Genomic DNA, 19,122 nt, shown 5'->3' on the forward strand with positions numbered 1-19,122 from the left:
GAGCGCCGACGAGGGTGCCGCCGCACCGTTACATGAAGTCCTCGATGCCGGACTGCTTGTTCTTGTCGTTCTCGAAGATGCTCTCGAGCGAGCGCTCGAGCACCTCGAGGCGCTGTTTCGTGTAGTCCCGGCAGTCGTACTCGTCGGCGACCTGGATCGCGGTCTGCATGTACTTGTTGACCGAGCCCTGGTGGACGGTGAGGTTCACCCGGCCGCCACACTCCCGGCAGTTCTCGGTCAGGGGCATCCGCCGGAACTTCTCGCCGCAGTCGAGACAGCGGGTCTCCTGGCGGGAGAAGGCCCGCAGGTTCCCGATCAGGTCCGGCAGGAAGTGGTACTCGATGACCCGCTCGGCGACGTCGGTCTCGTCGACCGCCCGGAGCTTCCGCGAGAGCTCGAGCTGGGCGTCCATCTTCTCCATCATCGACCCCAGCGTCTTGTACGCCGACAGATCCGGCCCCATCGCGATGTCGGTGACGTCGTGGGTGTGTTCGAACCCGGTGTACTCGCCGTCGGTTCCCAGCGTATCCTCGCCGATCCGAATGTCGACTTCCTCGGGATCGGCCTGCTCTAAGGTCGCCTCGTAGAACTCGCGGGGGTACCGCGAGACGATGTCCATGTTGTGGGCCTCGTCGTCGATTTCGGAGGGGTCGATCCTCGAGGACATGACCAGGGGTGCGTCCATCTTGCCCCCGCGCTGATTTGGCAAGAAGCTTTCACTAAAGTTCAACAGCCCGTCCATGAGGAGCATCACGCAGTCCTCGTCCCCGTCGCATTGCTTTTGGGAGGTGTTGTTCGCGACGAGCGAGTGCGTCTCCGCAACGGTGAGACAGTAGACCGAATCGACGGCCGACTCGACGTACTCGACTTCGGCAATCGACTCGACGAGGTACGACCCCGAGCCGCCGTCGAAAACCCGTCGTCCGCGCGGAGTGATGGCGTCGACGTGTGACTGCAGCCGGTCGTCCTTTCGAGAGAGGTGAAACCCGACGACCTCGGCGAAACGACCCGCGTCCTCGGACGAGATGTCGAGAACGTACGAGGGAGCGGTCATCGACGGATCGTCGACCTCGTAGAAGTCGGGGAACTTCTCGTGAAGCGACACCGGTTCGGAGATGGTAACCCGGCCGCAGATACCGAGCCGGTTCAGTAACGCGAGCAGGTCCTCTTTGAGTTCGCGGCTGACCGTCGTCGCCGAAACCAAAAGCGCGTTCGCGTCGACGACGCCGTCGCCGCTGAAGTAGCCCCGGAGGTAGGCGGCGACGACGTCGTCCGACGCGTCGAAGATCGGCTGTGGGACGCGTTTCGTTTCCGCGAAGACTCCCGCCTCGAGCACCGAATCGAAGAAGACGCGGAGGAGTCGTCCCGAAACGGTTACCTTGGCCTCGTTTTCGAAGTACGGTTCCACGCCGAACTCCGCTCGAAGCGCGTCGGCATAGAACTCACGCGCCTGGGCTTCGGTCCCACAGATCGTCGTCTGGTGGATCGTTCCCTTCGGCGTCTCCTGTGTTCTCGCGAATCCTTCGGCCGCGTAGTACCCGAGTAGCGTCCCGACGCGCTCGTTGAGCTCGACGAATCGATCGACCGCGGTTCGGTCCCGTCGCATACCGAGGCGAACGTCGTCGGGGACGAACTCGAGGAACTCCCGAGTAGAATCGAACAGCTCGAGAAGCAGGTCCGCGGGGAAACTCCCACGGTACAGATAGTTGCTGAACGTCTTCTCGCTCAGATCGAAGTAGTCGGCCGTGCTCGCGAGCGGATAGAACTGTCCGTCCCACTCCCCACGGAGCCGCTGCTCGAAGAGGTCGTACAGATGATCCTTGTCGAGTCCCTTGATCATCAGCCGAGACGGATCGATCTCATCGACCTCGAGGAACTCCTCGAGGAGGTCGAACGCGCGAGGCGAACCGTCGCCGTCGTCGATATCGACGTGCTCGGGAACGACGGCAGAATCGTCAGTCGTGAGCGCGCCGGCTCGTTTCGTCCGGAGTTCACCGTCCTCGTAGACGTGGACCTCGTGATCCGGAGTGAGGGTGATCTCGCGGCCGCTTCGCGTCTCGAGTCGGACGAGGTGGTCCGGCGCAGGGTGTTTCGAGACGGCGTCGACGGGTTGCCGCGTGAGTTCGCCGGATTCGTCGAGCGACGGAACCGTTACGTCGCCGTCCAGTTTCTGGACGAGGGTCCCGAAGTCGTCCGTCTCGGGATCGTCCAATCGCTCTTCGACGAGCGTCTCGATCGGTTCGTGGCGCCAGTCGTCGGTTTCGTCGCGATACCAGACCTTCGTCTCGGGGTGGAAGCAGTTGCGGCGCTTGGCGGCGTGAAAGTACGGATGCGCGTATCCGACCGCCGCGCTCGTAAAACCGATCACCCGCCCGACAGTTGCGGCGCTCGTGTGGGGTGCCATCCCGAACACCAGCTCGCCGACGAGGTCCTGGCGATCCTCGAGCTCGTAGAACGGCTCGAGCCCGTAGTAGGACTCGAGGAGGTCGTCGATGAAGTCGGCGGTCTTGAGCATGTGCTCGGCGGCGCCGTCCGAGAGGACGATATCTTGGACCTTCAGCTCGACCAGCTGGTCGTCGTGGACGAGCGGGTCGTCGTGGACGTCCGTCTCGTAGCCAAGCGCCCGGAGCTGGCCGACGTCGACGTCGAGTTCGCTGGCCCGCACGGAGGTGACGGGCAGGTCGGTCATGTCGTAGCGGACGGTGCCGTCCTTGAACGTCGAGACGTCGTGTTTGGCCCGCAACACGCCCTTCTCGATCGGCTCGGGAACCTTCGTCGTCGAGGTCAGCCCCTTCACGCCCTTGAGGATCTCGAAGGCGTTCTCGCGCTCGCCGACGGACTCGAGGGCGTCGCGGTACTCCGCGTTCAGATCGACCTCGCGGCGCTCGACGCAGGTCGCCTCGACCTCGCAGCGGTCGCACTCGACGCGGCCCGCCTCGTTGGGGTCGACCCGGCTGTCGCAGTCCGGACAGCGGTAGTCGGGGATCGTGCGCTCGTCGCAGTCCGGACAGCGGTTCTCGAAGGTCTCGGTCCCGCAGTTCTCACAGCGCTGGCGACCGATCTCGAGCTCGACGACGCCGGGCGTATCCGACATGGTCTCGGCGTGGCTGGCCGCGTCGGCGACGTTGCGCTGGGGACCGCCGGCCTCGCCGATCGGAAACAGCGTGTGGACCGGCGGGCTCAGGTCCCGCCGCTCCGATTTCTCGGGCCGACCCATCCGGTTGCCGATCCGCGTCGGAGCGCGCTCGCGGACCCGAAACGGGGCGACCTCGTTGACCGCCTCGATCGCGTTGTCGCCCTCTCGCTCGTGGCCCCACGTTCGCGCGCGCTCGGAGAGGTCGTCCTCGGACCAGGTGCGCTCGAGTTCGACGGTCGGTTCCTCGAGGGCCGGGTCGGCGTCGGCCGCCCGTTCGGAGGCGCCGTCGGCCGAGGTTCGCCGGATTTCGCAGCCGACCGAGCGGGCGAACGGTTGCCAGTCGTCGACCTCGAGGTGGTCCTCGTACTGTCGGTGTTCGATCACGACCGTCTCGAGGGCCTTGCGGACGGCGTCGGTGCGCTCGAGGACGAGCGTCTCCCCGGCGTTGTCGAGGCGGGCGTCGGCGACGGCCGCGGCGAGCGTACAGAAGTCCTCGACGGAGAGATCGTGCCAGAGGTAGGTGTAGGCGGGGTGAAGCGGCGCGTCGTACTCGCGAGCCCACTCGAGGGCGCGGTCGGCGTCGGGATCGGTGAGATCGATCCGGGGGTTGTCACGGAGCGCCCGGACGTCGGCGCCCGCGGCCTCAAGGTCCTGGAGCCACCACTCGGGCGCGTAGGAGGCGGGCGCGAGCGGGTGGTTGTTCTCGACGAACTCGCCGTAGTTGACGAGGTACTCGCCCAGATCGAGGATCTTCTCGACGCCGTTTCTGATCGCTTTGGCCTCCTCCGGATCGTCGATCCGGCGGACGTCGCCGTTGGCGAGTTTGACGGTCGGCCCCTCGATGGAGTCGACGGGGACGACCCCCGCCGCTTTGCCGGGGCGTTCGGTCTTGATCTGGGTGCCCGTCGCGAGGAAGTCGTCGACCAGGTGCATCGCGGCGGGGTGGACGCCGGCGGTCGCGAAGCCGTGGTTGCGCGCCCGGCCGTAGCGCAGCCGAAACCCGCCCTCGGCGCAGGGGTGAGAGAAGACGGGACGTCCGGCGATCAGGTCCCGGAGGAACTTCTTCGACTCCCCGACGCGGGGCGGGCCGGCGGAGTCGTCGCTCTCGTCGGGAGCGGGCTCGTCCTCGTCGCCGTCGTCCGCGGGTTCCTCGGCGTCGTCGGCCTCGTCCTCGTCGCCATCGTCCGCGCCGTAGTTGCCGTCGATCAGGTCCTGGAGCCACGGCCAGTCGACCTCCTCGAGATTGCGGGTGTACCGCTGGATCTTCGGCGCCTTGAGCGCGATCCCCTCCGCCAGAACCAGGCACATCCCCCCGCGGGCGCCGTTGGTGTCGACCCGCTCGAGGTCGCGAAAGCCCGAGACCTCCTCGTCGCTGGTGGCCTCGCCGTCGAGCATGATCGGCATGTGCTCGGCGATGAACTTCGTCTCGTCGTCCTTCGGCGTGTACTGGAGGCCGGTCTCCTTGTCGTAGAGGCCGATCTCCTCGGCGTAGCGCTCGACTTCCTCGTCGCGGGCCGCGTACTGCTCGATGCCGACGAGCGCCCGCGTGTAGTCGGCCACGAGGACGGAAAGCGCTTGGGCGGTCCCGCCCGCCGAGCGGATCGGGCCCGCGTAGTAGACGTTGACGAACTCGGTGCCGTCGTCGTTGGTGAGGATCTCGACCTTGTCGATCCCCTCGATCGGCGCGGCGACGACCCCCTCGGTGAGCAACGCGACCGCGGTCCGGACCGCGCCCTCGACCTTGCCCGCTTTCGTCTCGTAGTCGCCGACCCGTCCCTCGGCGAAGTCCTCTGCGAGCACGAGCGCGGCCTCTTCACGGCTCATCTCGCCCTCGAGTTCCCGTACTCGCTCGGCGACGCCGTCGATCCCGAGGATGTTCTCGACGCGGTCGGCCATGTCCTTCGCGACCGGGATCTCGACCTCGGGCTCGGGGTCCCCGCCGCGCTCTTTGGCCCGCTCTGCGACGTCGAACGCCTCGTCTAACTGGAACTCGAGCCGCTCGAAGTAGCGTTCGTCTTCCGCGCGCATCTCAGTGCCGGCGCTCGAACGCGGTCGTCTCGTCGTCCTCGCGCTCGGAGCTGCCAACGGGCCCGTCCGCGGTTCCGGCGGCTCGATCGTTCATACGAGACTACTGTGCCGGCCAGTGGAAAAAGCTCACCATTCGCCGTCGCGGGCGCGGCGTCGTCCCGAGCGGTAGCGAAAACGTCGGAACGCGGAGCGTGCGGGAGACGACGACCGCCTCGCCCTCGAGGACCGTTTCCTCGATCGCAGTCGCCCGGACTTGAGGCAGAAGATCGAACGCATCGAGAGGGTGTGTGACGGCCCCGTGAGAAGTAGTATCCAACACTATCGTTGGTGGTATAAAGTCTTAAGCGGCCGGCTCCATTATTAACTCGTGAATGAGTAAGATTATGTCCATCCTGACGACGACCGCCGTTTTCGGCGCGAAGGCGCGGCGAGCGATCGATAACTCCCCGGAGTTTTCGGGAGTCCAGACCAGCGACGACGGACGGCCGGAAGCGCGATTGCCGGTCGGCGGACTCTAAGGAGAGGTCGGCGCTCGACGCACGGCGTTCGGTTGCTATCGGGTCGTGGTGGTGTCGCTCGGCGCGAACGCGTTCTCGCGGGCGGCGACGAAGGTGCGAATCTCGTCCCAGCGCTTTCGCTCGTCGCCGAAGGAGAGGAGACTCGCGAGCGTAGCGGTTACCGTCGCTCGTCTCGAGGTGTCCGTCGACGGTTCTCCCCCAGCGCCGCCGCTCGAGGGCGGGGAGTTCGATCGGAACGGGTGACGAGTTCTCGGACTCGGCGGGATCGTCGCGGTCGTCCACTCGACGGTCGGTCTCGACAGAAAGGGGAGACAGTCGTCCAGCGAGCGCGGGGCGGAGTCGCTACCGCATCGACGGGAGCGTCGGCGCCTCGTCGGCCCGCATCGAGAGCCACGCCCCGTCGACAGAGATATCGGCGATGATATACCGATCGGCCGACTCGGTCGGATCGATCGATCCGACGACCGTCCCGTCGGCCCCGACCGTGACATCAGATGGCATCGTACGTGAATGTGAATCCCTCACACATATAAACGCGTCGGATCGACGCGTTCGCGCTCCCGGACGGCGGGGTCGTCCGTTCGCAGGTCAACTACCCCGCCCTAACTGCCTACGGGGTTTGAGGACGGGGCTTGCACGCCAACTCGGCGGGTGGGACTCACCTGCTCGAAGTCGGCTTGTGGCGCAGGGCCAGACGCCAGAGGCAATTTAATTGTCGGTGTCCTCCGCTCTATCCCTGGTAGACACCGGGGAGCGGAGAGGCACATGGCGTCACGCTCGCTTCGACGGGCCCGACTTCGGGGTCGGTTGACTGCGACCCATCCATGCCGAGAAACGCACCGTGGCCTCGTTGGTACGCCAGCCCTCGCGGACTGTCTGTGGCCCGTCATGGACAGTCGGACGTTCGTCGCGGGTGGTTGTCAACCTTTCCCACATGCTTCTCCCCTCCCTACTCGCTCCCTCCGGTCGCTCCTTGAGGAAGGGGACTCCGCGCGACCACGCAGTTGAAACACTGGGTTTATACTCATTTTCACCGTACCGGGTGTACATGAACGTAGCCGACGCGATGACGCCGCGGGAAGACGTAGTGACCGTGGAGTTGCCCGGCACTCGAGAGGACGTCCTCGAGTACCTGCAGGAACAGTCGTTCTCGTCAGTTCCGGTCGTCGCGACGGAGGACGACGGCGTGGCGTACCGCGGGCTGGTCTCGCGGGACGTCCTGATCGAACAGCCCGACGAGGACCAGCTCGTCATGCTGATGGACGACGTTCCGACGACGACCGCCGGCGCCTCCCTCGAGGAGGTCGCCCGGCTGATGGTCGAGGAGGGCGAGCGCCGGATCCCGGTCGTTAATAGCGCGGAACAGAGTTCCGCTGACCGTTCGGGTGGCGATGAGCCGCCCGAAGACGGAACGTTCGAGGGGATCGTCACGGTGACCGACGTCGTTCACGCGATCGCCTCGGGCGATCAGGAAACCGACGACGCCGTCGAAAGCCACTCGAGCGGGGACATCAACACGACCTACGAGGGCGCCCCGCTGCCCGTCGCCGAGCGCGAGCTGTACTACGCGAACGTCCCCTACACCGTCGCGTTAGACGACGAGGGGCGGATGAGCGGCGTGCTGACCGAGGTCGACATCATCGACGTCGCTCGTATCGTCGAGGGCGAGGAGGAGACCGGGGACAACTTCCCCGATCAGGACTCGGAGTGGTCCTGGGAGGGGATCAAGGGCGTCGGGAGCCGCTACCTCCCGACGCGGGACATCGAGATCCCGAACGGTCCCGTCCGGGAGTTCATGAGCGAGGACGTCGTGACGGTCTCGGGCCAGACCTCGGTGCAGGAGGCCGCCCAGCAGATGATCAACAACGACGTCGAACAGCTCCCGATGGTTACGGGTGAACGGCTCGTCGGCGTCGTCCGCGACGTCGATCTCCTGGAGGCGCTCGATGAGTGAGTCCGAACGGTCCGACGCGACGGCCGAGCCCACCGGCGAGAAGCTGGTCGAACTCGCCAAGCGCCGAGGCTACTTCTTCCAGTCCTCGGGCGCCTACGGCGGCGTCGGCGGCTTCTACACGTTCGGTCCCCAGGGCGCCGCGCTGAAGGGCAACGTCGAGGACGCCTGGCGCGACCGCTTCGCCGTCGCGGAGGGCAACATGGAGATCGACGCCCCGACGATCATGCCCGAACCCGTCTTCGAGGCCTCGGGCCACCTCGAGGGGTTCGACGACATGCTCGTCGAGTGTCCCGAATGCGGCGAGAGCCACCGCGCGGACCACGTCGTCGAGGACAACACGAGCTACGAGGACGCCGAGAGTCTCCTGATCCCGGAGGTCGAGGAGGTCATCGCCGAGTACGAACTCGTCTGTCCCTCCTGCGGGGCAGGGCTGGCGGGGCAGGCGGTCGAGACCTTCAACCTCATGTTCGCGACGAACATCGGCCCCGGCGACTCCGATCCGGGCTACCTGCGCCCCGAGACCGCCCAGGGCATCTTCGTCGAGTTCCCCCGGCTGAAGGAGTACGCGCGCAACCAGCTTCCCTTCGGCGTCGCCCAGATCGGGCGGGCCTACCGCAACGAGATCAGCCCGCGGCGCTCGATCATCCGCACCCGCGAGTTCACGCAGGCCGAACTCGAGTACTTCGTCGACCCCGAGGAGGACGAACCGCCCGTAGAGCGCGTCGCCGACGTCGAGGTGCGCCTCTACCCCGTCGGCGAACAAAACGACGAGGACGGCGAGGTACTCGAGACGACGATCGGCACGGCCGTCGAGGACGGCGTCATCGCCGACGAGTGGGTCGCGTACTTCCTCGGGATCGCCAAGCCGTGGTACGAGGCCGTCGGCGTCGACATGGACCGGTTCCGGTTCCGCCAGCACCTCTCGGGCGAGCGGGCCCACTACGCCGCCGATTGCTGGGACGCCGAGAGCGAGATCGACGGCAACTGGATCGAGATGGCCGGCTTCGCGAACCGGACCGACTACGACCTCTCGAAACACGCCGAGCACTCCGAGGACCGATTTACGATCTTCAAGCAGTACGACGAGCCAGAAACCGTCGAACGGGCGACCGTCGACCCCGACATGAGCTATCTGGGGCCGGAGTTCGGCGGCGACGCCCAGGCCGTCGTCAAGGAACTCGAGGCGCTGGCCGAGCGGGATCGGACCGCCTTCGATGGCGAGACCGTCGAAGTCGAACTCGAGGGCGAGACCGACGAGATCCCCGTCGAGAAGACCGGCTTCTCGGTCGACGAGGAGACGATCGCCGGCGAGCACATCACCCCGCACGTCATCGAGCCCTCCTTCGGCGTCGATCGGGTCGTCTACACCGTGCTTCACCACGCCTACAGCGAGGACGAGGTCGACGGCGAGGAGCGAACCTACCTCGCGCTCGATCCCGAGGTCGCTCCCACGTTCGTCGGCGTCTTCCCGCTCCAGAACGACGACGACCTCGAGGCCGTCGCCGACGACGTCGTCGCCGAGCTGCGGGAGGCGGGGCTCTCGGTCACCTACGACGACTCGGGCAACATCGGGCGGCGCTACCGCCGCCAGGACGAGGTCGGCACGCCGTTTTGCGTGACCGTCGACTACGAGACTCTCGAAGCCGACGAGACGACCGTCACGGTCCGTGAACGCGATACGACCGACCAGAAGCGACTCGCGGTCGACGAGCTGGCCGAGACGCTGGCGGCGATCCGCGCTGGCGAGATCGCGTTCGAGGACCTGTAGCCTCGACGGAAACGCTATCAGATAGCCGTCGTATCCTTTATCCTTCCGTCGCTCCTACGGCCATCGAATGTCCGAAGAGATCAGCGACGTAGACTACCGGATCGGGGCCGACGACGCCGTTCACAGCGTCTGGGACAACGGGCTCGAGCCGGTTGTGACCGTCGAACCGGGCGACGTCGTTCGGTTCGAGTGTCGAGACTCGACGAACGGACAGCTCGGTCCAGGCTCGACGGCCGCGGACGTCGCGGCCCTGAACGTCGACCCGATCCACCCGCTGACGGGCCCGGTCGCGGTCGAGGGGGCCGAGCCGGGCGACGTGCTCGCGGTGGAGCTGCTCGAGTTCGAACACGAGGGGTGGGGGCAGACGCTGGTCCTCCCCGGGGAGATGGAGCTGGGGCTCCTGGCCGCGGAGTTCCCCGAGCCGGCGTCGCACGTCTGGGAGCTCGAGGACGGCGTCGCCCGATTCGTCGACGGTATCGAGGTCCCGATCGATCCGTTCCCCGGCGTGATCGGGGTCGCGCCCGCCGAGGACGGCGCCCACAGCACGTTCCCGCCGCGGTCGGTCGGCGGAAACCTCGACGTCAAACACCTCACTGCGGGCTCGACGCTGTACCTCCCCGTCGCGGTCGAGGACGCCCTGTTCAGCGTCGGCGACTGTCACGCCGCACAGGGGGACGGCGAGGTCTGTGGAACCGGGATCGAGGCGCCGATGACCGTCACCTGCCGGTTCGACGTGCGCTCGGAGCCGACGATCGAGCAGCCCCGCTTCGAGACGACGGGGCCGTTCACCCCGAGCGGGCGGGACGAGCCGGCGTACGGGACGACCGGCGTCGGCGAGGACCTGATGGAGGCGGCCAGGGCGGCGGTCCGCCAGCAGATCGACCACCTGGCGACCGAGCGCGGGCTCGACCGGGCGGAGGCCTACATGCTGTGTTCGGCGGCCGTCGACCTGAAGGTGAGCGAGGCGGTCAACGCCCCGAACTGGGTCGTTTCGGCGTACCTGCCGGAGGGGATCTTCCCGGAGGCGCTTCGACGGCCGACGCGGGGGTGACGGAACGGTGATCGATCGACCGGAAGCGGACCGATCCGACGGCGAGGCGGGCGACTCCGAGGCGAACGAACGCGCGACGCCCCCCGGGAACCTCGCGCGGCGGGTGTTCGAGGCGAGTCCCGTCGGTACGATCGTACTCGACGCGGCGGGCGAGATGGTCTTCGCGAACGAGCGCGCGGCGGAAACGCTCGATCTCTCGCGGGCGGAGATCGCCGCCCGAACGTACGATTCGCCCGACTGGAACATCTACTACGACGACGGGCGTCCGGTTCCCGCGGACGAGAACCCGGTCGCGCGCGTGCTCGAGAGCGGCGACCCAGTGTTCGGCTTCGAACACTGGATCGAACTCCCCGACGGCTCCGAGCGGTGGCTCTCGAGCAACACCGCCCCCGTTCCGGACGAGTCTGGGGCGACCGAGTACGTGATCGTCGCGTTCGAGGACGTGACGGCGCTGAAACGACGCGAGAAGCAGTTGACCAGCGACCACGTCCGACGCCTCGAGTTTCGGGCCGACGGGTCGGCGGTTCCGCCGTCCCTCCGCGTCGATGGCGGCGACACGCGGATCGACGTCGACTCGATCGTACCGCTGCCCGACGGGACGACCGTCCAGTACATGGGGACGTCGGATCTCACCGCGAGCGAGTTCGTCACCGCCGTCGAGGAGGTTCCGCACTACCTCGACGTGCGGTTACTCAGCTCGATCGACGGCCGCAGTCGCGTCGAGGCGCACGCGGAGCCGACGACGGTCTCGCACGTGTTTCCGTCCCTCGGGGGGCGTGCCTGTGCGATCGTCGTGACTCCCGACGAAGTCCGTTTCCTCGGGGAGCTCCCCGGCGATGTCGACCCTCGCCTGGCGGCCGACGGGATCAGGGAGTTCCACCCGGAAGCCGAACTGGTAAGCGAGGAGCTCGTCTACTCGCCACACCTCCTGTACGACGTGGTCGCCGACGCCCTCACCGATCGGCAACTCGCCGCGCTCGACGCCGCGTACTTCGGCGGCTACTTCGAGACGCCGCGAACCAGCACCGGCAAGGAGTTGGCGGATCGGTTCGACGTCACCCGCCAAACGTTCAACCAGCACCTCCGAAAGGCGCAGCGGACGGTGTTCCGTCACCTCTTCGAGGAGTCCGGTGCGGACGCACGCTGACTGGTCAGTGTCTCACCTTACGGGCGTGAGGTCGTATGGAAACGTAATGAGCGACGAGACGATTTATCCCGAGACGGTGCCGGCGGTCGACGACGATAGGGTAGGGTACGATCCGGAGACGGAAACGTTCCACGCCCGGTTCGACGGCGGGGCAGAGACGGTCACGCTGGCGGTCGTCGAGTCCGTCGGGGCCGTCACGGGTCGCGAGTTCGGTTCGATGACGCCGCTGTTCCACGTCGTCGATCCCGAGGCGCTGTCCGCGCTCGTGGAGACGCCGTCGGCGCGACCGATCGCGGTGAGCTTTTCGTACGAGGGGTGTTGCGTGACGGTCTCGAACGACGGCACCGTCGTCGTCGAGCCGCCCGAAGAAGCCTGAGCGCTCCGGGACCGATCGGGATCGGCACCGACCGGCTGTCACGCGTCGCGTCCGACGGTCGCCGCCCGAGGAGGCGGACGCTCGATAGCCACGCCGTAACCGACGGACTGAAGGCGCGGTCCTTCGAGGGTTCCCGTGATGGCCGACGAACTGAAGCGACGGCTCGTTCACGCCAGCGGGTCGGGCCTGGTCGCGCTCTATCTGCTCGCCGACGCTCTCGACCTCGGGCTGACCTGGACCCGGTTTCGGGTCCTCATGGTCGCCCTCGCGTCCGGCGCGCTCGTCCTCGAGTTCCTCCGGCTCCGGGTCGGTCTCGACTGGCGACTCTACGACGCTCTCACCCGGGAGTACGAGCAGGACAACCCCGCAGCCTACGCTCTCTACATGATCAGCACGGCGGCGGTCGTCCTCGTCTTCGCGCCGGAGATCGCCCTGCCGTCGATGCTGATGCTCGCGCTGGGCGATCCGATCAGCGGCGCCGTCTCGGACGACAGCCTCCAGCGGATCAAGCCCCCGAAGGTGCTGGTCACGATGTTTCTCGTCTCGACGGTCCTCGCGGTTCCCTTTCTCCCCCTGACGGCGGCGCTGGCAGCTGCGCTGGGCGCGATGCTGGCCGACGGCGTCACCCTCGAGATCCGCACCTACATCATCGACGACAACCTGACGATCCCCGTCTACGCCAGCGTGCTGGCGTTTCTGACCCTCGAGTTCCTGCCGGCGTGATCCCGGCCGGCCCCGGCGTTCGTCCGGCGAGGGCGAGCCGTCGCCCCGGGTCGATCAGGGATCGCCGTCGAGGACGCGTTCGATCACTCGAGCCTCTCCCCGCCGCAGCAGCTCGGAGGCCGTCGAGACGGCGCACTCGAGTTCGGCCGCGACGGCCTCGATCCCGTTCCGGCGCGGGACCTCGTAGTAGCCCAGCTCTCGAGCGGCCTGCAGCGCCTCGCGCTGACGATCCGAAACGACGCCGCCGGAGACCGTCAGCTCGTCGCGAGCCCACAGCACGTCCAGCGAGACGCCCTCGGGAACCGTCTCGAGGATCGTCCCGAGGTCGTCGGGGTGGCCCACGAGCGTCAGCCGCATCGTCCGGTCCGCACGAACCTCGATCGGTGGAACGACCACGACCGTTTCCTGAGCCAGCGCGTCCAGCAGCGAAACCCCCTCGGGGCCGAGTTCCTGGCGCAGGTAGAGAAAGAAGCCGTTCTCGACGGGCGTGATCTCGTACTCCCGAACCCCCTCGCCGTCGGCGACCAGCGGCTCGTAGGCCGTCGGATCGCCGTCGACGAACGAGGTGATCGTCTCGACGCCGTCGACGGCCTGCCCGCCGAGGATCAGCTCTCGCTCGAGGGCGGGCGACGAACAGATGCCCTCGTGGATCGGGGAGAGCGCGTCTCGTTCGTAGCGCAGCTCGATGCCGACGGACTTCACGGTCGATCGTACCGCTGGAACCTACTTGAATGGCCGATAGGTTTCGGGAACACTGCGAACGTCGCTCGCGCCGACGATCCGATATGGCATTCGAATCGTGGGGACGCCGGAGTCTCGTTCTGGGAACCGTCGTCGCCGGTCTGGGCTACGCACAGTACCGCAGGCGTCGCGGATCGGCAGCGAGCGACTCGAGGTACATCACCGAGCGCCACGCGAGCGCGTTTCTCGTCCGCCGGCGCGTCGACGGGGATCGCCTCGAGTCGGTTCGCGAAGCCGTTGCGGAGCGCTATGCCGACCCCGACGATCCCCGACCGCTGCTCGGGCTCGAGGGCGCGACCACGGCGTCGCTGTTTCTCGACACCGGTAGCGAGCCGGAGCTGCTCTGGTACGTCGAGGTGCCCCGTTCCGCGACGGCCGACGGGGAGGATGCGGAATCGCGGGTCGAGACGGCGTTTCCCCTCGAGCACGACGCGCTCGCCGCCACGGAAGCCCGCGTCGATCGGGAGCTACTGGTCCACGCGGTCAACCCCGATCGGCCGCGAACCGCGACTGGGGCAGACGACGGTCCCCTCGTCGTCGGCGGTGCCGAACTCAAGGACGGCGTCGACGTCGACCTCGTCCAGTTGCACCTGAAACCGGGGCTGGCCGAGCGACTCGCGGACCGCTTCGTCGGCCTCTCGCGGCGCGTCGCGGCGGGCGAGATCGAACTCGGCCCGATCGAGCGCTGGAGCGGTGCGATGCTCGAGGCAGAGGAGATGTACACCGAGTCGATCGTCCTCGAGCGCCGACCCGGGGGGTACGCCCTCTGTGGATACATGGAGACCGAGGCGATGGCGGGGGTGTACGACGCCTACTACGACACCCGGAATCCGGTTGCGCGGGCTTCCGAGGTCGTTCTCGGGCGCGTGCTCGAGGAGCCGGCGGGAATCCTCGAGTACCCGCTGGGGACCGGGCTCGAGACCCTCGCGCACGCGGTCGATCCGGATCGGCCGCGTCGGCCCGAGGAGTGTTGAGGGGGCTCCTGTTCGACCGTGAGGGTGCCGATCTACCCAATCGTGGTGCGCGGGCTCGTATCGTGATTTCGCTCGAAGAAGCGTTCTGCTCGCACGAACACAGTGGATGGCCACACCCTCCCCAACCGACTCGTTCGCTCCCTCCGGTCGCTCACTCATCCCTCGCGTGAGTTCGAGCCGCGACTCGCTTCGAGGCGCTCGTTTCACTCGCGCCTCGCTTCGCTCGCCGCGGTTCAGCACGCGCCACGGTGGACGGTCGGTGCTTCGTCTTCGGCGATTCCGTATCACGCGTTCAGTCGCCAGATCTCGAAGTTGAGCACGGCGGCGAACGTGATCCAGGCGAGGTAGGGCACGAGCAGGGCGGCGGCGCGACGGTCGACCCGCCGGAAGGCGACGACGGTCGCGACGACGAGCGCCCAGAGGAGGACGATGATCCCGAACGCGACGAGCAGTTGCTCGAGCGAGAAGAACGCGGGCGTCCAGGAGACGTTGACGGCCATCTGGACGACGAACAGGCCCAGAGCGAGCCGTTGCCCGTCGCCCTCGCTGCGCCAGACGAGCCAGAGCGCGACGCCGAGCAGGGTAAACAGCAGCGTCCAGACGATCGAGAAGGCGATCCCGGGCGGGTAGAACCAGGGTTTCTCGAGCGCCCGGAACCAGGCCGTGTCCGACGACGAGATCAGGGCGGGCGCGCTGCCGACGGCGTTGACCAGGACGACGAAGCCGACCGCCGTGAGGATCGACCGCGGCTCCGGCAACCCGGGGGTGGATCTCGAGGTTTCCATACCGCACGGACGGTCCACAGCCGCTTGGAGGGTGGCGTTGCAACGCACGGGAGCGAGCCGTCGGTCCCGCTCTCGAGGGCAGTTCCGCCTCCCGTTTCACTTTCACCCCGATACGCGAACCCTTATTCGCGGCGAGGATGAACGCCCGGCAATGGCAGCGACGGACGAGGACGGCGGACAGCCGACGATCGACCACCCCCTGCTCGAGCCCGAGTTCCTCGAGCGCCGGCTCTACCAGCTGAAGCTCGCGGGGACGGCCGCGAACCACCACACGCTCGTCTGTCTCCCGACGGGACTCGGGAAGACGACGGTGAGCCTGCTGGTGACCGCCCGCCGGCTCGAGGAGGTCGGCGGAACCGCCCTGATGCTCGCCCCCACGAAACCCCTCGTCCAGCAACACGCCGAGTTCTACCGCGAGGCCCTGCAGATACCGGACGACGAGATCGTCGTCTTCACCGGTGACGTCAGCCCGGACGATCGGGCCGCCCTCTGGGAGGAGGCGACGGTCGTGATGGCCACCCCGCAGGTGATCGAGAACGATCTGGTCGGCAGCCGGATCTCGCTTTCCGACGTCACCCACTGCACCTTCGACGAGTGCCACCGCGCCACCGGCGACTACGCCTACAACTACATCGCCGAGCGCTACCACGCCGACGCCGACGACCCGCTCGTCACCGGGATGAGCGCCTCGCCGGGCGGCGACGAGGAGGCCATTCTCGAGGTCTGCGAGAACCTCGGCCTCCAGGAGGTCGAGGTTATGACCGAGGAGGACGCCGACGTCGACGAGTTCACCCACGACACCGACGTCGAGTGGGAACGGATCGAGCTTCCCGAGGAGGTCCTGGAGATCCGCGACGCGCTGAACGAGGTGATCACGGATCGCCTCGAGAAGTTAAAGGAACTCGGGGTGGCTTCCTCGACCCAGCCCGACCAGTCCCAGAAGGATCTGAACCGGATGCGCGCGGAGCTCCAGCAGCTGATCAACAACGACCAGTCCGAGGGGTTCGAGGGCATGTCCGTCCACGCGGAGGTGATGAAGCTCCGCCAGGCGGTCACCCTCGTCGAGACCCAGAGCGTCGAGGCGCTGCGACGGTACTTCGACCGTCAGCGCAACCAGGCCCGGTCCTCGGGGGCGTCGAAAGCGAGCCAGCGCATGGTCTCCGACCCCCGCGTTCGGGAGGCGATGCGTCGGGCCGAGAACTTCGACGAGATCCACCCGAAGTACCGCAAGAGCCGGATGCTGCTGGCTGAGACGCTGGGGCTCGAGGGCGGCGACCGAGTGATCGTCTTCACCGAATCACGCGACACCGCGGAGGCGCTGACAGAGTTCCTGAGCGAGAGCTTCGACGCGAAGCGGTTCGTCGGCCAGGGCGACCGCGAGGGTTCGGACGGGATGACCCAGACCGAACAACAGGAGGTCCTGGACGCCTTCCGCGGCGGCGAGTTCGAGGTGCTGGTCTCGACGTCGGTCGCCGAGGAGGGACTGGACGTCCCGGAGGTCGACCTCGTGCTGTTCTACGAGCCCGTCCCGACGGCGATCCGGTCGATCCAGCGCAAGGGCCGTACCGGACGCCAGTCGGAGGGGCGGGTCGTCGTCCTGCTGGCCGAGGACACCCGCGACGAGGCCTACTTCTGGATCTCGAAGCGCCGCGAGAAGGAGATGGAGTCCGAACTCCGGGAGCTGAAGGGGATGGCCGACGACCTCGAGGCGGAACTCGACGACGCCCAGCAGTCGCTGGCCGCGTTCGAGAGCGGAGCGAAAGTGGACGGCGGGGGCGGAGAATCGCAACCCGGCGGCGGGGCTTCCAGCGGAAACGAGGGGGTTGGAGATCGGCCGGGATTACGGGAGTTCGCCGAGGAGAACTCGGATTCGAGTAGCGATGACGACGATTCGAGCGACGAGGGCGAGACCGTCGAGACCCACGAACCCCACGCCGAGGGCGACCGCGTGGAGGTCGTCGCCGACCAGCGCGAGATGGACGCCAACATCGCCCGCGAACTCTCGCGCCGGGAGGAGTACGAGGTGCGCCTCGAGACCCTGGAGGTCGGCGACTACGTGCTCTCGGATCGGGTCGCCGTCGAGCGCAAGTCCGTCGCCGACTTCGTCGACTCGCTGGTCGGCGGCGACCGCTCGGTGTTCGAGCAGGTCGGCGCGATGAGCCGCCACTACGCGCGCCCGATCGTAATCGTCGAGGGCGAGGGACTGTACGAGCAACGCGACGTCCACCCCAACGCCGTTCGGGGCGCGCTCTCGAGCCTGGCCGTCGACTTCGGCGCAAGCGTCCTCCGGACCGAAAGCGAGGCCGACACGACGGACCTGCTCGCGGTGATCGCGGGCCGCGAGCAGGAGACTGGCGACCGGGAGGTGTCGGTCCACGGGCAGAAACAGGCCAAGACGATGGCCGAACAGCAGGAGTACGTCGTCTCCTCGATCGCCGAGATCGGCCCCGTCACCGCCCGGTCGCTGCTCGAGGAGTTCGGCACCGTCGAGGCGGTGATGATCGCCAGCGAGGACGAACTGACGGCGGCCGACGGCGTCGGCCGGGTGACCGCCGAACGGATCCGCGACGTGATCGGCAGCACGTACACCGGCTAGCGGAGCCCTCGGACGGGCGCTCTCGACCGGCGGGGATCAACGCAGCGTCTCGAGGGTCTCGCCGGCCTCCCGGGCGGCCTCGAGACACTCCCGGGCGTAGCGGGGGTCGTCCGTCTCGGCTGCCTCCCGGGTGAACTTCTCGAGGGCCGCGACCAGCGAGGCGCGGGCGTCCTCGAGCTCGCCCGTTCCCGACGGCGATCGGGTTCGCGAGTCGCCGGCCCGTCGCGGCCGTTCGGCGGGCCGGCTGCCGGATCGAGCGTGGTGTCGGTCCCGCTGGGCCCGATCCGGTTCCGGGTCTCGATCGGCGTCCCGGGACTGGGTTCTGACCTCCCCGTCGGCCGTCGACCGCGACGGTGGCGAGGACGGACGGTCGCTCGCGTCGCCCGCAGGATCGGTGTCGGCGGTCTGGCCCTGGCCCGCGCGCTCGGGCGTCGTATCGGGGCCATCCTCGTCGTCCGTCCCGGACCGCGTCGCGTCGATCTCGGGCTCCGGACGATCCGCGTCCTCGTCGGCGTCGTCCGCGGCCGACTCCGCCGCTGGCCGGGCCTCGAGGTCGGTTCCCCGAACAGCGTCGGGGTTCCCGTGACAGCTGGGACAGAACGTCGTCCCGTCCTGCTGGAACAGCGGGTCGCCGCAGGTGCCACAGTGGGAGTTCGTCATCGTGGCACCCTTCAACAGGAGGTCGCTCATCCGCTGGGTGGCCTCGCGGTCGGCCTTGTCGCGCTCGTACTTCTCGCGGAGCTTCTCGCGCTCGGCTTCCTTGTCGAAGTCGCTCATGTTCCCCCGAAGGAGCTACGCGGTCGAAAAAGCTGCGACGGAGTCACCGCGGCGACGCCCGCCGACGATCGCTGCGGCGCGCTCCGAACCGAGCGATCAGCGCGCCGCCCACACCGGCCGCCAGGAGGCCGATTGGGAGACCGACGAACACCAGTCCGCTCGCGAGACCGCCGCCCCAGAGCACGACGGCGGCGGTCCCGAGTGCGCCCCCGACCACGGAGCTTCCGAGGGCGCCGAGCGTCGCCCAGAGGCGGACCGCCGTTCGCCGAGAGACTCCCGCCTCGGTCCCGCGTTCCGCGTAGTAGCGCGTCCCGAGGATTGCGAGGGCGAACGCGGCGACGCCCGCCGCGACGCCCGCCGGCAGACCGACCAGAAGCGACGGCCAGACGTACGGCTCGAGCCCGTCGGTCACGAGGACCGTCACCGCGACGAACGCGACGACGCCCGCGACCGAGCTTCCGGCGATCCTGACTACCGTCTCGAGGCGACTGTTCATACGAGAGAGACGCGGTGCGCGGAGATATACCGCGTGCTCGATTCCCCGTCGG

General features: G+C 67.8%; 14 protein-coding genes. 8 read left to right on the plus strand and 6 right to left on the minus strand.

Going from position 1 to position 19,122, the window contains the following annotated elements:
- Positions 1–28: 28 nt before the first annotated feature.
- Entirely contained in the window at positions 29–5,164 is a 5,136-nt protein-coding gene (locus tag GWG54_RS02140; RefSeq protein WP_167936208.1) for a DNA polymerase II large subunit, read from the minus strand.
- Between the two features lie 860 nt (positions 5,165–6,024).
- Positions 6,025–6,183 (minus strand): hypothetical protein, encoded by a 159-nt coding sequence (locus GWG54_RS02145; RefSeq protein ID WP_008421105.1) that lies wholly within the window; start codon positions 6,181–6,183, stop codon positions 6,025–6,027.
- A 547-nt stretch (positions 6,184–6,730) separates the two neighbouring features.
- On the opposite strand from GWG54_RS02145, the gene GWG54_RS02150 reads away from it, so the two are divergent.
- The 6 genes from GWG54_RS02150 to GWG54_RS02175 all read left to right on the plus strand — a co-directional run bounded on the left by GWG54_RS02150 (position 6,731) and on the right by GWG54_RS02175 (position 12,701).
- Positions 6,731–7,636 carry a CBS domain-containing protein gene (locus GWG54_RS02150; protein WP_167936209.1) on the plus strand — a complete coding sequence of 302 codons (906 nt, stop codon included), beginning with the start codon at positions 6,731–6,733 and terminating at the stop codon, positions 7,634–7,636.
- On the plus strand, positions 7,629–9,404 hold the full coding sequence (glyS, locus tag GWG54_RS02155) for a glycine--tRNA ligase (RefSeq protein ID WP_167936210.1): 1,776 nt from the start codon (positions 7,629–7,631) through the stop codon (positions 9,402–9,404). Before GWG54_RS02150 ends, glyS begins: the two co-directional genes overlap by 8 nt.
- Before the next feature lie 67 nt (positions 9,405–9,471).
- On the plus strand, positions 9,472–10,455 hold the full coding sequence (locus tag GWG54_RS02160; protein ID WP_167936211.1) for an acetamidase/formamidase family protein: 984 nt from the start codon (positions 9,472–9,474) through the stop codon (positions 10,453–10,455).
- A gap of 7 nt (positions 10,456–10,462) precedes the next feature.
- Complete coding sequence (locus GWG54_RS02165) at positions 10,463–11,602, plus strand: bacterio-opsin activator domain-containing protein (RefSeq protein WP_167936212.1); 1,140 nt, start codon at positions 10,463–10,465, stop codon at positions 11,600–11,602.
- 46 nt (positions 11,603–11,648) lie between these two features.
- The gene (locus tag GWG54_RS02170; RefSeq protein ID WP_167936213.1) at positions 11,649–11,978 is read left to right on the plus strand and encodes a HalOD1 output domain-containing protein; all 330 of its coding nucleotides are present in this window, start codon (positions 11,649–11,651) and stop codon (positions 11,976–11,978) included.
- Positions 11,979–12,116: 138 nt separating this feature from the next.
- Positions 12,117–12,701, plus strand: a complete 585-nt coding sequence (locus tag GWG54_RS02175) for a dolichol kinase (RefSeq protein ID WP_167936214.1) — start codon at positions 12,117–12,119, stop codon at positions 12,699–12,701.
- A 54-nt stretch (positions 12,702–12,755) separates the two neighbouring features.
- Here the strand turns inward: GWG54_RS02175 and GWG54_RS02180 are convergent, their stop codons facing one another.
- Positions 12,756–13,403 (minus strand): helix-turn-helix domain-containing protein, encoded by a 648-nt coding sequence (locus tag GWG54_RS02180; protein WP_167936215.1) that lies wholly within the window; start codon positions 13,401–13,403, stop codon positions 12,756–12,758.
- A gap of 83 nt (positions 13,404–13,486) precedes the next feature.
- Between GWG54_RS02180 and GWG54_RS02185 the strand changes: the two genes are divergently transcribed.
- On the plus strand, positions 13,487–14,416 hold the full coding sequence (locus GWG54_RS02185; protein ID WP_167936216.1) for a hypothetical protein: 930 nt from the start codon (positions 13,487–13,489) through the stop codon (positions 14,414–14,416).
- A gap of 284 nt (positions 14,417–14,700) precedes the next feature.
- Here the strand turns inward: GWG54_RS02185 and GWG54_RS02190 are convergent, their stop codons facing one another.
- A complete protein-coding gene (locus GWG54_RS02190) occupies positions 14,701–15,201 on the minus strand; it encodes a TspO/MBR family protein (RefSeq protein WP_167936217.1) in 501 nt (166 codons plus the stop codon).
- Between the two features lie 151 nt (positions 15,202–15,352).
- Here GWG54_RS02190 and GWG54_RS02195 point away from each other — a divergent pair, with 151 nt between their 5' ends.
- Positions 15,353–17,797 (plus strand): DEAD/DEAH box helicase, encoded by a 2,445-nt coding sequence (locus GWG54_RS02195; protein WP_167936218.1) that lies wholly within the window; start codon positions 15,353–15,355, stop codon positions 17,795–17,797.
- Between the two features lie 36 nt (positions 17,798–17,833).
- Here the strand turns inward: GWG54_RS02195 and GWG54_RS02200 are convergent, their stop codons facing one another.
- Together GWG54_RS02200 and GWG54_RS02205 are read right to left on the minus strand one after the other, a co-directional pair.
- The gene (locus tag GWG54_RS02200; protein WP_167936219.1) at positions 17,834–18,574 is read right to left on the minus strand and encodes an Sjogren's syndrome/scleroderma autoantigen 1 family protein; all 741 of its coding nucleotides are present in this window, start codon (positions 18,572–18,574) and stop codon (positions 17,834–17,836) included.
- 43 nt (positions 18,575–18,617) lie between these two features.
- Entirely contained in the window at positions 18,618–19,070 is a 453-nt protein-coding gene (locus tag GWG54_RS02205; RefSeq protein ID WP_167936220.1) for a hypothetical protein, read from the minus strand.
- Positions 19,071–19,122: the final 52 nt, after the last annotated feature.

The organism is Natronococcus sp. JC468 (assembly GCF_012163165.1).
Lineage (GTDB): Archaea > Halobacteriota > Halobacteria > Halobacteriales > Natrialbaceae > Natronococcus > Natronococcus jeotgali.